Annotated in this window: 13 protein-coding genes and 3 pseudogenes; 6 read left to right on the forward strand and 10 right to left on the reverse strand. The window is 67.6% G+C overall.

Features of this window, described 5'->3' with window-relative positions; all coding sequences use genetic code 11:
- Positions 1-253 precede the first annotated feature (253 nt).
- The 3 genes from ABT061_RS43915 to ABT061_RS43925 all read right to left on the reverse strand — a co-directional run bounded on the left by ABT061_RS43915 (position 254) and on the right by ABT061_RS43925 (position 3392).
- Positions 254-1177, reverse strand: coding sequence for a GNAT family N-acetyltransferase (locus tag ABT061_RS43915; RefSeq protein ID WP_350929571.1), 924 nt, complete (start codon positions 1175-1177; stop codon positions 254-256).
- Positions 1178-1725: 548 nt separating this feature from the next.
- Positions 1726-2457 carry an enoyl-CoA hydratase/isomerase family protein gene (locus tag ABT061_RS43920; RefSeq protein ID WP_350929573.1) on the reverse strand — a complete coding sequence of 244 codons (732 nt, stop codon included), beginning with the start codon at positions 2455-2457 and terminating at the stop codon, positions 1726-1728.
- Positions 2458-2489: 32 nt separating this feature from the next.
- A complete protein-coding gene (locus ABT061_RS43925) occupies positions 2490-3392 on the reverse strand; it encodes a 3-hydroxyacyl-CoA dehydrogenase family protein (RefSeq protein ID WP_350929575.1) in 903 nt (300 codons plus the stop codon).
- Between the two features lie 68 nt (positions 3393-3460).
- Here ABT061_RS43925 and ABT061_RS43930 point away from each other — a divergent pair, with 68 nt between their 5' ends.
- A complete protein-coding gene (locus ABT061_RS43930; RefSeq protein WP_350929577.1) occupies positions 3461-4258 on the forward strand; it encodes an enoyl-CoA hydratase-related protein in 798 nt (265 codons plus the stop codon).
- Between the two features lie 233 nt (positions 4259-4491).
- On the opposite strand, the gene ABT061_RS43935 is transcribed toward ABT061_RS43930, so the two are convergent.
- The 5 genes and pseudogenes from ABT061_RS43935 to ABT061_RS43955 form a co-directional block, all read right to left on the reverse strand.
- The gene (locus ABT061_RS43935; protein WP_350929579.1) at positions 4492-4953 is read right to left on the reverse strand and encodes a nuclear transport factor 2 family protein; all 462 of its coding nucleotides are present in this window, start codon (positions 4951-4953) and stop codon (positions 4492-4494) included.
- Positions 4954-5097: 144 nt separating this feature from the next.
- Positions 5098-5214, reverse strand: a pseudogene (locus tag ABT061_RS43940) (GTP cyclohydrolase I); the annotation flags it as partial.
- Between the two features lie 179 nt (positions 5215-5393).
- Complete coding sequence (locus tag ABT061_RS43945; RefSeq protein WP_350929581.1) at positions 5394-5711, reverse strand: hypothetical protein; 318 nt, start codon at positions 5709-5711, stop codon at positions 5394-5396.
- A 209-nt stretch (positions 5712-5920) separates the two neighbouring features.
- Positions 5921-6610, reverse strand: a complete 690-nt coding sequence (locus tag ABT061_RS43950) for a TetR/AcrR family transcriptional regulator (protein WP_350929583.1) — start codon at positions 6608-6610, stop codon at positions 5921-5923.
- A 336-nt stretch (positions 6611-6946) separates the two neighbouring features.
- A pseudogene (locus ABT061_RS43955) lies at positions 6947-7342 on the reverse strand (transposase); the annotation flags it as partial.
- 152 nt (positions 7343-7494) lie between these two features.
- Here ABT061_RS43955 and ABT061_RS43960 point away from each other — a divergent pair.
- Positions 7495-7581 (forward strand): annotated as a pseudogene (locus ABT061_RS43960) (thiamine pyrophosphate-binding protein); the annotation flags it as partial.
- A gap of 30 nt (positions 7582-7611) precedes the next feature.
- On the opposite strand, the gene ABT061_RS43965 reads toward ABT061_RS43960, so the two are convergent.
- Positions 7612-8367 (reverse strand): enoyl-CoA hydratase-related protein, encoded by a 756-nt coding sequence (locus tag ABT061_RS43965; protein WP_350929585.1) that lies wholly within the window; start codon positions 8365-8367, stop codon positions 7612-7614.
- 429 nt (positions 8368-8796) lie between these two features.
- On the opposite strand from ABT061_RS43965, the gene ABT061_RS43970 reads away from it, so the two are divergent.
- Positions 8797-9138: a thiamine pyrophosphate-binding protein gene (locus tag ABT061_RS43970; RefSeq protein ID WP_350929588.1), complete on the forward strand. Its 342-nt coding sequence runs from the start codon at positions 8797-8799 to the stop codon at positions 9136-9138.
- Here ABT061_RS43970 and ABT061_RS43975 read toward each other — a convergent pair.
- Positions 9087-9908, reverse strand: a complete 822-nt coding sequence (locus ABT061_RS43975; protein WP_350929659.1) for a mycofactocin-coupled SDR family oxidoreductase — start codon at positions 9906-9908, stop codon at positions 9087-9089. The genes ABT061_RS43970 and ABT061_RS43975 overlap by 52 nt on opposite strands.
- 553 nt (positions 9909-10461) lie before the next feature.
- On the opposite strand from ABT061_RS43975, the gene ABT061_RS43980 reads away from it, so the two are divergent.
- Genes ABT061_RS43980 through ABT061_RS43990 form a run of 3 tightly spaced genes read left to right on the forward strand, consistent with a single transcriptional unit; the run spans position 10462 to position 13432 of the window.
- On the forward strand, positions 10462-11610 hold the full coding sequence (locus ABT061_RS43980) for an acyl-CoA dehydrogenase family protein (protein ID WP_350929590.1): 1149 nt from the start codon (positions 10462-10464) through the stop codon (positions 11608-11610).
- Positions 11607-12644 carry an acyl-CoA dehydrogenase family protein gene (locus tag ABT061_RS43985; RefSeq protein WP_350929592.1) on the forward strand — a complete coding sequence of 346 codons (1038 nt, stop codon included), beginning with the start codon at positions 11607-11609 and terminating at the stop codon, positions 12642-12644. The genes ABT061_RS43980 and ABT061_RS43985 overlap by 4 nt, the downstream gene beginning before the upstream one ends.
- Entirely contained in the window at positions 12623-13432 is an 810-nt protein-coding gene (locus ABT061_RS43990; RefSeq protein WP_350929594.1) for an enoyl-CoA hydratase/isomerase family protein, read from the forward strand. Before ABT061_RS43985 ends, ABT061_RS43990 begins: the two co-directional genes overlap by 22 nt.
- The last annotated feature ends 62 nt before the right edge of the window (positions 13433-13494 follow it).

Consider the following 13494-nt stretch of genomic DNA (forward strand, 5'->3'; position numbering starts at 1 on the left):
AGACGCTGTTGTGGCCGGACAGGTCGTCGGTTGGCTAGGACGGCTTCAGCTGGACCCAGTTGAACGGCTTGGGTTCTAAAGGTGGTCGCAACACCTGCCCCCAAGGGGTGTTGCCATGACCAAGCCGTTTCGCCGGCCTAAGAAGCGTGGACCCGTCTGTTGATCACTAGGTGAAAATGTGGCGGCTTGAAATGGCCCCACCCTGACCGGTCGGTGTTCTGTGCTACCGAACCTTGAGTGGTTCGACAGACCCTCAACCAGGGTTGATATCCCGTTGCCACTGGTCGGCCTGGCCGAGCACGCGCATGCCGACAGCCTCATAAACACCCGTGGCGTTCGTATCGTTTGCGCTGTCAACATCGACACCGACCATGTGGCGACCACATGCCTTTAGCTCGGCGAACGCGGTGAGCAGAAGGCAGCGGGCCAATCCTCGCCCTCGGTAACGCTGCTCGGCGCCCAGCCAGGCGATCCAGCCGCGGTTCGGCTGCGAGCGGGCGATCAGCCCAGCCGCTGGGGTTCCCTCGACCTCGGCGATCCACCACAGGCTGGGATCGTGACCGTCTCGCTGTTGTTGATCGGCCCAGAACTCCTCGAACGTTCGACGGTGGTGGTTCCAGTGTCCGCTCAGCGCTTCCTCCAGCACCGCGTGCAGGCGGCGCCGATCGTCGTCACCAGCCGCGATCCGAATCTCGGTTCCGGCCGGCAGCTGCGGAAGGGAGGGCCGCTCGCCGTTCAAGTCGATGATCAGGCGGCTGTAACGACGGACAACGTGCCAGCCATGATCTTGGAGCGCGGGCGTGGCGAGAGCTTGAGGCATCTGGAAAAGCGTGACGCTCTCACGCTCTCGGCCTGCTGTCGCGGTCTGTTTGTGTGCCCATTCCTCGATCTGCCGCAGTAGCGCATCGGTCAGGGAGTCCGGGGCGACGGGTGACACTCCAAGGTGCGCGCGGAGCCGGTCGGCGTGCGGAGCGGGATGGAGCGCGGCAAAGCCGAGGATGTCACCGTCCTTCTCATATACGCGGCTACGTCGCTCCAGATCCAGCTCTGGCATGATCAGGATCTGCCGGATGTCGGCCTCGTTGGTCTCTGCACGTCCGATCTCGGCCAGCTCGATCGCCTGGAACAGCTCCGTCAGGGCTGTCAGGTCGTTCATCATCGCGGCGCGTATCTGCATGCCGGGACTGTCCCAAGGCAAGCGGCGCGCGGCAACATCTTTCCGGATGCAGGCCTGTCATGCACAGCGCGGGATACGCCCCCACCTCCGCGATCTCCCCCAATCGCCCTTCTGGCCGCACACGTCCCCACTACTCGAACTTCGGTGGCATGAGACAGTCGGCTGCTGGGTGATCGTGCGGTCTTTGGTCTCGGGGGCCGCCGCCCCCGAACCCCTGCCACGCGAGGGCATCGCCCGCCCGCCGGGCGCGATGGCGGACGGGGAGTGGGGTGGGCGATGCCCTCGCCTCGATGCGCGGGGCAGGACGGTATCGGGGTTCGCCGTTGTGCTGTGCCTTGGTGCGGGCCGCTCGCCGGCTTCTTCACCGGGCCCGTCCGCTTCGTCGCCGCCGTGCCACCCATCCTGGGCGCGGCCTGGATCAACCAGCCGGCAGCCGTCATACGAACACCTGTCTTAACAATCTTGACAGGTTCCGGAGCGCGCCGCGCGTCACGGAGGGAATTCCGCGAACGTCGGACACGACAGAAACATCGGCGTCCCGGAGCGGCTTAGGAACTCCGCCGACGGGCGGCGTCAGCCTCGCCCAGCAGCGTCAGCAAGGCGTCGAGCTCCGCGTCGGCTCCGACGTCGACCGGCACCTGCTGGCTGCGTCGAAGCAGCGCCTTGGCGTAGCGGACAGCCGGTTCCGGGTTCCCGGCGATGCCCCGAGCCAACTCGACGGCGGCCGCCGGCAGGTCCGCGGCCGGGGTGACGCGCAGGGCAATCCCGTACTCCACCGCCTCCGCGGCCGTCAGGCGACGTCCGGACAGGACGAGCTCGCACGCACGCGCGTAGCCGACCAGGCGCGGAAGCCGCTGGGTGCCGCCCCCACCCGGGACGAGGCCACGGGTAACCTCGGGCAGTCCGATCTGCGCATGGTCCGCGACCAGACGTATGTCACAGGCGAGCGCCATCTCAAGCCCGCCGCCGAGGGCGAACCCGTTGATCGCGGCGATCGTCGGCTGGGGTAGCTCGGCGAGCTGCTCGATATCCCGGCTGCGCCGCATGCGGTCGCGGCGAGAGACCGGATCCTCCGGGCTGCCCGCCTCCTTAAGGTCCATGCCCGCGCAGAAGAAGCGGTCGCCCGTGCCGGTGAGGATCACCGCCCGCACCCCGCGGTCGGCCACGACCGCTCGCCATAGCGAGGCCAGTTCGTCGCGCATGACCTGGTTGCGCGCGTGAGCCGCCTCCGCCCGGTCGAGCCGGACCGTGAGCACCCCCGACTCGAGCTCTGTGCGCACAGTCGTCCCGCAGGCCCCGGGGACCATGTCCGTCACGATCCGGAAGGGGAGCGGATCTCCCCGTCGTCGCCGTATTCGTAAATTCCCCGCCCGCTCTTGCGTCCGAGCCGGCCCGCCGCAACGAGGTTGCGCAGGCCCACGGTCGGGCGGAAGCGCTCCCCCAGGGTCTCGGTCAACGACTCGAGCACGCGCAGGTAGGTGTCGAGGCCGTTGCGGTCTCCCAGCTCAAGGGGACCGATCGGAAAGTTGAGCCCAAGGCGCAGCGCCCTGTCGATGTCCTCGGCGGTGCCGACGCCCTCCTCCAGCATGCGCAGGCACTCCAACCGCACGATCGCCGAGATCCGCGAGGTCAGGAAGCCAGGGCTGTCCTTCCGGCAGACAACCGTCTCCTTGCCCAGAGAGGTCGCGAAGCGGCAGGCCGCCACGACCACGTCGTCGCTGGTCTGCAGGCCGGGCACCACCTCGACCAGGCGCATGAGCACCGCGGGGTTGAAGAAATGCAGGCCGATGACACGTGCCGCCCCGTCGCCGACGGCGCTCGCGATCGAGGTGATGGAGAGCTGCGAAGTGTTCGTGGCGAGCACGGCGTCGGGCTTTGCGGCGGCCGCCGCCTCGACGAGCACGGCCTGCTTGACCTGCAGCGCCTCGACGACGGCCTCGACGACGAGGTCGGCGTCCGCCGCCGCGTCACCGAGCGTCGTGCAAAGCCGCAGCCGACTCAGGGCCTGCTCACCTTCCTCGGCGGCGAGTCGTCCCTTGGCGACCAGCTTCTCAATGCTCGCGTTGATGCCTTCGCGGGCACGCTCCAACTGCTGCGGCGTCGCGTCGTACAGGGCGACGTCGTACCCGGCCGTCGCGGCTAGCTGGGCGATGCCAGAACCCATGATGCCGGCGCCGACAACGGCAACCCGGCGGATGTCGCGTACTGGTGTCATGACGCGAGAATAGCAATGTTCTCAACGTTTTTGTTGAAATTCTTGCGAGTCGGCGCTACGTTACCGATGTGGATGAGCCTGAGCTGATCGTGCGCACCGACGAGGCGGGGATAGCCCAGCTAATCCTCAATCGCCCAAACGAGCTGAACGCCTGGACCTACTCGCTCGAGTCCGCGTTCTTCGCGGCCCTCGACGCCGCGGCGGTCGACCCGGCGGTTCGGGTTGTGGTCGTCACCGGCGCGGGCCGCGGTTTCTGCGCAGGGGCGTCGTTTTCGCTGCTCGGCAACGGTTCGGCGATGGAGCGCCCGGACCGGGCCCGGCGGCGACGGCTGTGCGAGCTGACCGAGTTCGCCAAGCCGGTGATCGCGGCGATCAACGGGCCGGCAGCCGGCCTCGGCTTAGCCCTCGCCCTGTCGTGCGACGTCCGGTTCGCCGCTGCCGAGGCGAAGCTCACCACCTCGTTCGCGCGGCTGGGTCTCGTCGCGGAGCACGGGGTCTCCTGGCTACTCCCCCGCGTGGTTGGCTTTGCTCGTGCAAACGACCTGCTGCTCTCCGGTCGGACCCTGACCGGCACCGAGGCCGCCGAAATGGGCCTGGTGAACAGGTCGGTCGAGAGCGGCGCGTGTCTGGAGGAGGCGATGGCGTACGCACGCATGCTTGTCGCCACGGGATCTCCGGCCAGCTGGGCGACGATCAAGCGTCAGCTACTCAACGCGGATCGCCAAACCCTGTCCGTCGCCTACGAGGAGGCGATGATCCTGATGGAGCCTGCCCTGGCGTCGGCCGACCATAAGGAGGGTGTCCGGGCCTTCCGGGAGAAACGATCTCCGCAGTTCGCTCCCCTGTCCTCGAAGCATCCCGTATGACCTGTAGGTCGTCCTCGAAGCATCCCGTATGACCTGTAGGTCATAGTGGGTCTGGATATCGAGGAAACCCGGCGACACCACCAGGCCGGTCGTGTCAACGACCGCGGTGAGCGGTCTTGCCTGCCTCCTTCGCGTTTCCCAGGAAAACGATTCGCCCACCCGCGGCGCCGACATCGCCCTGCCAAGGCGGCACACCGGTCCCGTCGACGACCGTCCCGCCGGTGATCAACACGTCATGCATCATCGCTCCACGGCATCGACATCCGCGGCCCGGCCGCCGCCACGCTCGTCATCGAGGGCCGGTCCGACACCCGATGGCATCGGCGCCGGGCGAAGTACCACCTACCATCGACGCGGACGTACCAGTCCCGATATTGCAGCATGCACCACTGTCGACCATCGAGGACCGATTCCACTTCAGCGCGGCAGTACACGATGCCGCGCGCGTGATCGGCGTCGTCGAAGTCGACAGTGTGGTTGCCGAGGAACCGATCGTACGGTCGCGGCTGCCGCAGAACGCTGCCGAGGTAGGACTCGAATCCGTCATGGCTGATCTCGTAGAGAACGACACGCACATCCGGCGCGAACAGGTCGGCCAGGGCATCTATGTCGCCCGAGGAGACCGCCCGCGCATAGCGGTGCGGCAACTGCTGAATCGCCGTCAGTGACCCAAGAAGGTCCGTGCGTTCCGTCACTTGTGCCTCCGTCTTGCAACTGCTGGATCGTCCTGGTGACTCGGACTCGACCAATCGTCACCGCGAGCGGGCGCCCGCCATCTACCCGAACACTGACCGGCTGTCGGTCACCGCCGACTGTGGCGGCTCCAACGGGTACCGGCACTCCGCCTGAAGGACGACGATCACTCCCGCGGATTCCAGACGGTCCTGAACCACGTCGGCGACCTGCGACGTGAACCGCTCCTGCACCTGCGGGCGCTTGGCGTACAGGTCGACCAGCCAACCGGCTTGGACACGGTTACGGCAAATCCAGTCACAGCCACTCCGCAGTTGCGACTGCCGGACGCCGGCTCCATCGCTCGATTCAGACCCTGCCGTGGAGCGCGTCACGCCCTCACGGCACCCCGCACAGCCATCGGCGTCATCAATCTATGGCAAGTCAACTCAAACGTCAACGATTACGTTGAATGCATGGTCGCGAGCAGCCAGCTGATCCGTACCGGGCTGCTCGCGGAGCGATCGGGACACTTATCGACGATCACGTTGATAACCCTGCAGCCAAGGCGTAGGGTCGGTGCATCCGCCGTTACAGGAGAGCCGCATGTCTGAAGCCGTTGGTTCGGGTTGAGTGCCCGGTTCACCCACAGCAGCCGAACGTCGACGTGCGGCGCGTAGGCGCGCAGCTCCCAGCCCAGGAGCAGGATGCCGAGCAGGCAGGCGAGGGCGATCCAGTTCGGGTTGGCGAGGGATTCGACGAAGACCAGCAGGGCCGACAAGGCGCCAGAGAACAGCACAATGCCAACGACATCGAATGCAACGAGGACGCAGCGGACCGTTCCGACACAGGGGGTCGCGGGGAATCCCGACCCCGGTGAGCACGAACTCGATCATCGCCAGGGGCAGGGACCGTGGCTCGAGGTCGTCCTGCAGCACGAGAGCCACGGGCGGCTGTTGCATCTGCGGACGAAGCCGCGCTCGGGGTCGGCTACTTGCCCCGCCCGACGACGATTCCCGCCAGCACTGTCTCGGTCATCCCGTCAGCGATGTCCTCGGCGCTCAGCGCACCGTTCGGGACGAACCACCGCGAGGTCCAGTTCAGCATGCCGACCAACAGCTTGGCGAACACCTTCGGGGGTAACGAGATTTGAAACTCGCCTCTCGCCATGCCATCCCGCACGGTGGACTCGAATAGATCCTCCGTAACGCGGCCGGACCCGATCAGCTGCTGGTTCAGGTGTTGGTCGATGACGGCCTGGCCGGCACCTTCCTGAAAATAGATGTAGAGCTGCGGGTAGTGGCGCTCATACGCCCGCATCACAGTGCGCATGGCCTCCAGGAGCCGCTCTTGCGGCGGAAGATCCGCACCGGCGATCCTCTCCAGGCCTTCGACCATCTCTGTCACACCGTCGTGGATCGCCTCGCGGAAGATCGCAAACTTGTCCGGGAAGTAGTAGTACACCGTGGCGCGATCCAGACCGGCCTCCCGCGCGATCGCCTCGACGGTGGTGCCGCTCAAGCCGTTTCGGCCTAGCACCACGGCAGCCGCCTTCAGGATCTCCTCCCGCTTCGCTCCGTATCGCGCCCGGTCCTTTCGCTGGGCCGCCGCCTCACGCTTCATCGCGAGCGTGGTAGCCGGCCCCTTGCTGGTTCCAGTCGGCTTGGGCTTTTCGCTCATTGGGGCCTCCAGCCGGTTGAACGGTGTCGAAGAGCCTTCATGTCCGCGATTCTTCCACGGGTCTTGGCTAGCCGCGATCTTTCGTGATCTTCGTGTGATCGGCTGAGGCGTGATTTCGCTTCCTGGTCAGCGTGGTGGCCCGGCTGTCGCGCCGGGTGAGCGGGGTTCCACGGGCCCGTGGATGTCCTTTCCTGTTCGGTGGGGTGGCTTGGCGCTGGTCAGGGTGACGCCGGCAGAGCTTGCAGACGTGTGACGGCGGTGATGATCTGCGTGGCCCAGGGCCATCGGGCGGCGATGCGGAGCCGGAGTCGTCGGCCGCCGCGGACCAGGCGCCCGGCGACGGCGATGCCGCAGCTTCAGATCGGCGAGCTGACCTTGCTTGGTGTTGGTGACAAAACAGGTGAAGCGCAGCCGTGCACCGGGGTGCGGGCGCTCCCTGCGGACGATGACGCGCATGCCCTTGGGCCGGGAGGTCAGGTTCGCCAGGCCGGTGATCTCGGCGATCCAGGCGCCTGGTCTTACCTGCCCCTCGGCGTCGTAGGCGGGTGTCCAGGCGCCGGCGGGTAAGCGCAAGATCGCCTCACCGATGTCGTCGGTGACGGTGAAGCCGATGGAGTACTTCAACCACCGGCCCGGACGCGTCAGCCAGGTGAGGAACTAATGAGTGCCGCCGCCTGAGCCGGTGCGGATCAGGGTCTGACGGCGTCGGGTTCTGGGCAGTTGGGCCAGGGCCAAGACGGTGGCGTCGGCTCCGGCCTCGTCACACCGGTGATCTCCCGGATGCTCGTCGGGCTCGGCGTGTCAACCGGCCGCCCGTCGGCCATGGTGCTCATCCGCCGGCGCGCTCAGATGAGGGACTGGGCCCTGCGCCACGTGCGGTCATGATGGCGCAGGGCTACGCCGCGCACAGCGGGAGGCCAGGCGTGGTCACGGTGCCCCAGGGTCCCGGCCTGACCGACACCGCCACCGCGCTCGTCGAGCTGGTTCGTATGAAACGCTCGCTACCGCCCAGTGAACCGCGCGATGGCAGCCGCCGAGTCCGCGTATGCCGACAGATGCTGGGTGTAGTCCTGCTCGGCCCGGTACGCGGCCTCCAACGGGAGCGTGTCCGAACGCAGGACCGACGCCTTCGCCATCCGGATCGCGACGGGGCTCTTCCCGGCGATCTCCTTCGCGAGCGCCCGCGCATCGTCGAGCAGGCGGTCCTGCGGGACGACGGAGTCGAGGCCGCCGAGGCGGTACATCTCCTGTGCCGACACCCGCTCCCCGGTGTAGATCATCCGGCGCGCCCGGCCGGGTCCCACCATCCACTGCGCGAACGACGCGGCGCCGAGCACACCGACGTCGATCTCGGTCAGGGCGAAGAAGGAGCGTTCGGACGCGATGACGATGTCGCTCACCGCGGCCAAGGCGAGACCGGCGCCGATCGCCGCGCCGTTCACGGCACAAATGACCGGCACGGCGCAGCGCCGCACCGCCCAGAACGCCTCCCTGGTAGCCCGGTACGGGTCCCCCACGTCGACGGGCGACGGCTCGGACCGCTCGACCGCGAGGTCCTTGATGTCCCGGCCGGCGCAAAAGGCCCGCTCCCCCGCGCCAGTGAAGACGACGACGGACACGTCCGTCCGATCGCCAAAGGCGCCAAACACCTCCGCGATCTCGCGATAGGTCGTACGGGCCAGCGCGTTCACCGGCGGCCGGTCGAGAACCACCTCGGCCACGCCGTCTTGCACGCTCACCCTCAGGTCGCCTGCCATTCCCCGTCCCACCCTTCGACTCTGGCCGTGGTCTGGGCCAGCATAGGAGCCATCGATCCAAAAGTAAACACAGTCGTTGAAAATAGCGATTTAGCCCGACAGGTATCCGCCCCGGACGAACATCCGCGGCGCGGTGTCCCGCTCGACCTCCAGCGCACGCACCCGACCGGCACAGATATCGCGATCCCCGCCGCCGTGTACTGCCGCCACGTCGCACTCGAAGCAGGCCGGCACCCGTCCGACCGGGGCTCGCCGCCGGCCGCCGACGTCCGGTCGAGGCCGTCGAACTTCGGTGCGCCGGACCGGGCACCGACAGCGTCCATGCCCCAAGGCCAAGCCCCAACCAAGTAGCCCAACAGTTACGTTGACTACCTGTCTTGCGGTTTGGCGCACCGGTGAACGCATCGGCACCGGCTTGAGGAGGTTCGCTTGTTCGTCCACGAAGCCGTAGCCGCCCCGCTCCCGGACGCCGGGGTCGGCACCATGTTCGGCCTGATCAGCGACGCGAACCTCTACATGGTCAACAGCTTCGCGGAAGCCTACGGCGGCCGGTACGTCTCCGTGATCCACGAGGCCGGGGCGATCATGATGGCGCAGGGCTACGACCACGCCCTCTCCGAGTGCGAGCGGCTGTCCGCAGGAGGGCGGGGCAGATGCCTGGTCAGTCGTCCCTGCTGCTCGGTCCGCGCCGGGACCGCGCCGTCAAAGCTGTCGAGGGGTCACCGCAGCATCGCGCCGCCATCGATGGGCAGCACGGTCCCCGTGATGTAGCGGGCACCCTCTGAGCAGAGCCAGAGGCTCGCGTTCGCGGCGTCCCCCGGCTCGATGCGCTTCATGTTCATCGCCGGCTTGTACACGACCGCTTTGCCCATCTGGGCACGCATAGCGTTCACCGACTCGTTCTCGATCATCGGGGTCGCCACCCCGCCGGGGGCGATGGCGTTGACCCGGATGTCGAACGTGCCCAGCATCAGCGCGTAGGCACGCATCATGCCGATGACAGCGTGCTTGGCAGCCATATACGCGAGGTATCCGGTGGACGTGAACCGGTAGTCGTCGAGCATCGCCGCCATACCGGCCAGCGAGCTGGTGATGATGATCGAACCGCCGTTGCCCGCCTCGATCATGGCGGGCAGAGCCACCTCGACCGTGTGGTAGGTGCCGAGAGCGTTGACGTCGAGCGTGTCGGTCCACGCTTGCGGCGTGTTGTAGTGCTCGCCGGTCCATGAGAAGACTCCGGCGTTGCAGAGGACGTAGTCGAGTCGCCCGAATCGGTCGACACCGGCGTCGACAGCCTGCTGCAGCGCGGCCCGATCCCGAACGTCGGCACGGGCAGCGAGGATGTCGCCGCCCGCCTGCTTGACCAGTCGCTCCGTCTCCTTGAGGTCCTCGGAAGTGTCGAGCGAGTAGCCGACCGTGCTGATCGACTCGCAGAGGTCGACGGCGATGACGTTCGCGCCCTGCTCCGCGAAGAGCACCGCCGCAGCGCGCCCCTGCCCTCGGGCGGCACCTGTGATGAAGACAACCCGGCCGTCATGCATGCCCACGACTCGCTCCTGTCTGGATCCGGCTGATGGGCAGAGCTTAAAAACCCATCCGCAACTTCGTCAACTTAAATGTTGATAAACTTACCCGCACCCACCGGCGACAAGGCTTCCAGGAGCCGCCTGGTCATCCGCAACCTCGAATCACCGATGCAGATCGGCCCGTTGAACTGCCGTGACGCCCCGGACGGACACGATCCGATATGCGGAGCGGCAGTTCCCGGTCGCCCAAAGGGCACGGGCGACATGGATGAAAAATGATCAATAAATCTGTTGAAGGGGGCCTGGAGGCGCAAGCGCACGGCCCGCCGTCGACAATCCGCGCCATGACCGACCGGAACGGTCAGGCCGCGATCCCGAGCGATTAGGCGGAGGCGCACACTCTGGCCCGCCGACACCTAAAAACTATCAACAGAAACGTTGACGATTTTCGAAGGGGGGCGTAGGTTGGGCTGCAGCGGCCGACGGCGAGGTGCCCGAGCAGGGTCCTCGCTACGCCGGACCGAGCATGCTCGTCGCGCTGAAGCGCCTTCCGACCCTCGAGGTGTGGATGAAACTCCCGCTCCTGCATGCGGGTGCGTTACCCGCAGAGCACCACGACCTCCGCTGCGAGGTTCGCGAGTTCCTAGCGGAGGAACTCACTTCCGGTGGCTTCACCCCGCGATGCGACAGCTGGCTCGCCGGGTTCGACGCTCAGTTCAGCCGGCGGCTCGGCCGTCGCGGCTGGATCGGTACAACCTTTCCGAAGGAGTACGGCGGAGCCGGCGCCGACCCGACCGCCCGCTTCGTGATCGCCGAGGAACTGCTCGCCGCCGGGGCGCCGGTGGCCGCGCACTGGGTGGCGGACCGTCAGTCGGGACCCTCGATCCTGCGTTTCGGCACCGAGACCCAGCGGGAGCGGTACCTCCCCGGAATCGCACGAGGGGAGCTGTTCTTCGCGATCGGCATGAGCGAGCCCGACGCGGGATCCGACCTCGCCTCGGTCCGTACCCGCGCCCAGCGCGTGGACGGCGGCTGGGTGGTCACGGGAACCAAGGTCTGGACGAGCCATGCCCACCACGCCCACCACATGCTGACCCTGGTCCGCACCAGCCCAGCGGACCCGGCGCGCCGGCACGCCGGACTCAGCCAGTTCATCGTCGACCTCACCGCATCCGGCGTGGAGTGCAACCCGATCCGGCTCATCAGCGGTGCGCACCACTTCAACCAGGTCGTGCTGACCGACGTGTTCGTCGCCGACGACCAGGTGCTGGGCACGATCGGGGACGGCTGGGCCCAGGTCACCCACGAGCTGGCGTACGAGCGCTCCGGCCCCGAGCGCATCTTGAGCACCTACCCGCTCCTCGAGGCGGCGCGCCCTGCGTTGTCCCGCACCGCCGAGGGCAGGCGGCTGATCGGCCGGCTGAGCGCCGAGCTGTGGACCCTGCGTGCGATGTCAATCGCGGTGACAGCCGAGCTGCAGGCAGGCCGAGCCCCGACCGTCGAGGCGGCCATGGTGAAGGATCTCGGAACCCGGTTCGAGCAGGACCTCGTCCACGCTGTCGCCGAGGCGCTGGCGATCGAGCCCGATCCCGAGGCCCACGGCACGCTCGCGGGCATTCTCGCCGGGGCGTTGCTGCAGGCGCCCGGATTCACCCTCCGCGGTGGTACCAACGAGATTCTTCGTGGAGTTGTCGCAAAGGCGGTGGTCGGACGATGAACACGGAGGAGAGACGGGACCTGCACGAGGCTGTCGTCGGTGTATGCGGGGAACCCGCCGCCGACGGCTGGCACCCGGAGGTCTGGAGGGCTCTCGACGAGATCGGCGTGACAGCGCTGCCTGTCTCGGAGGAGGCGGGGGGCGGCGGTGCCGGACTGAGCGCCGCGACCACCGTTCTCATCGCTCTCGGGTCGGTGGCGGCGTCGGTACCTGCGGTCGAGACGGGTCTGCTCGCCGGCTGGTTGCTGGATCGTACCGGCGCGGAGCTGCCTGGCGGCGTCCTGACGGCGGCTGTCGCCGATGGCCTGGAGATTCGTCCGGTCAACGACGGGTGGCTGGTTTCCGGGACCGTCACGCGCGTCCCGTGGGCACGCTGCGCGGACCGGGTCGTGCTGCTCAGCCCCCTTGACGGGGGGCACTGCGTCGTTGTCGTGCCACTCGCGGGAGCCGAGATCCGTCCTGGCGTCAATGTCGCGTGGGAGCCCCGCGACGACGTAACGCTCTCCTCGCACCTGGTCCCGGCCGGCGACCTGCACCGCGTCGAGAGCGCGGACGGACTCGCCGCCGACTTCTCGAGGCGGGCGGCGTTCGGGCGCGCGGCGCAGATGGCCGGTGCGGCGCAGGGGGTGTACGAGCGCGCGGTCCGCTACGCCGGGCAGCGACACCAGTTCGGTCGCCCACTCGCCGCGCTCCAGGCGGTGCAGCAGCAGCTTGCCGAGCTCGCGGCCGAGGCGAGCGCGATGACCGTCGCGGTGGAGGCGGCGGCGAGCGCGGTCGATCAGGATCCTGCTGAGGATTGGCCACTCGAGGCTGCGCGGGTCCGTGTCGCCGAGGGCGCACGAACGGTCGCGGCCATCGGCCACCAGATCCACGGAGCGATCGGGTTCACCGACGAGCATCCCCTCCATCTCCTCACGACCCGCCTGTGGGCATGGCGCGAGGAGTACGGCAATCAGGCGACATGGTGCGATCGGCTCGGCACGGAATTGACCTGGAAGGACGGTACATCGCTATGGCAACGGATCACGGGGTAGCCTCCGATGAGGGGATCACCTACCAGGTCCTCGGGGCAGTCGGCCTGATAAGGATCGATCGTCCGGCCCGGCTGGGGGCCTTCACCTGGGCGATGATCGACCGGTGGGCCGAGGCGCTCGTCTCCGCCCGCCATGACGACAGCGTGCGGGCCGTGGTCCTCACGGGCACGGGCAAGGGTTTCTGCACCGGTGTCGATCTCGACGATCTGGCCTCCGTGGGTGAGCACCCGATCGACAGCAAAAGGATGCTGACCGACCGGGTCCACAAGGTGGCTCGCGCGGTCGAGGACCTCGACAAGCCACTGATCTGTGCGGTCAACGGCCTTGCCATCGGCGCAGGCATGGACATGGCCCTCATGTGCGACATCCGGCTCGCTGCGGAGTCTGCCCGCTTCAGCGAAGGTTACATCCGCGTCGGCCTCGTCCCCGGCGACGGCGGCGCCTATTTCCTGCCTCGCCTGGTCGGCACAGCGAAGGCTCTTGAACTACTGTGGACGGGCGACTCGATCTCGGCGCAGGACGCCTGCGCCATGGGTATCGTCAACCGGGTCCATCCCGACGACGAACTCCTCGACGAGGCTCTCGCACTGGCCAACCGCATCGCTGAGCAGAGCCCGATCGCGGTTTCGATGATCAAGCGGGCGGTGTACCAGTCGTTGCGCTCGGACCTCCGCACGAGCCTCGACCTGATCTCCTCGCACCTCGCCGTCGTGCAGTCGACCGAGGACTACGCCGAGGCGATGAGTGCCTTCCGCGACCGTCGGCCGCCGGTGTTCAAGGGGCGGTGACCCCCGTCCAGGGGGCGCGAACCGAGGGCGCCAATCTTTCCACGATCGTGTTTAAAGTCGCC

The sequence above is a fragment of the Streptosporangium sp. NPDC002544 genome, from assembly GCF_040295965.1.
GTDB lineage: Bacteria > Actinomycetota > Actinomycetes > Streptosporangiales > Streptosporangiaceae > Streptosporangium.

Coding starts and splice junctions, on each gene's coding strand:
- ABT061_RS43915 (WP_350929571.1), bottom strand. CDS start 1,177: ATGCAGATACGCGCCGCGATGATGAACGACCTGACAGCCCTGACGGAG.
- ABT061_RS43925 (WP_350929575.1), bottom strand. CDS start 3,392: ATGACACCAGTACGCGACATCCGCCGGGTTGCCGTTGTCGGCGCCGGC.
- ABT061_RS43950 (WP_350929583.1), bottom strand. CDS start 6,610: ATGAGCGAAAAGCCCAAGCCGACTGGAACCAGCAAGGGGCCGGCTACC.
- ABT061_RS43965 (WP_350929585.1), bottom strand. CDS start 8,367: ATGGCAGGCGACCTGAGGGTGAGCGTGCAAGACGGCGTGGCCGAGGTG.
- ABT061_RS43975 (WP_350929659.1), bottom strand. CDS start 9,908: ATGCATGACGGCCGGGTTGTCTTCATCACAGGTGCCGCCCGAGGGCAG.
- ABT061_RS43980 (WP_350929590.1), top strand. CDS start 10,462: ATGAAACTCCCGCTCCTGCATGCGGGTGCGTTACCCGCAGAGCACCAC.
- ABT061_RS43985 (WP_350929592.1), top strand. CDS start 11,607: ATGAACACGGAGGAGAGACGGGACCTGCACGAGGCTGTCGTCGGTGTA.
- ABT061_RS43990 (WP_350929594.1), top strand. CDS start 12,623: ATGGCAACGGATCACGGGGTAGCCTCCGATGAGGGGATCACCTACCAG.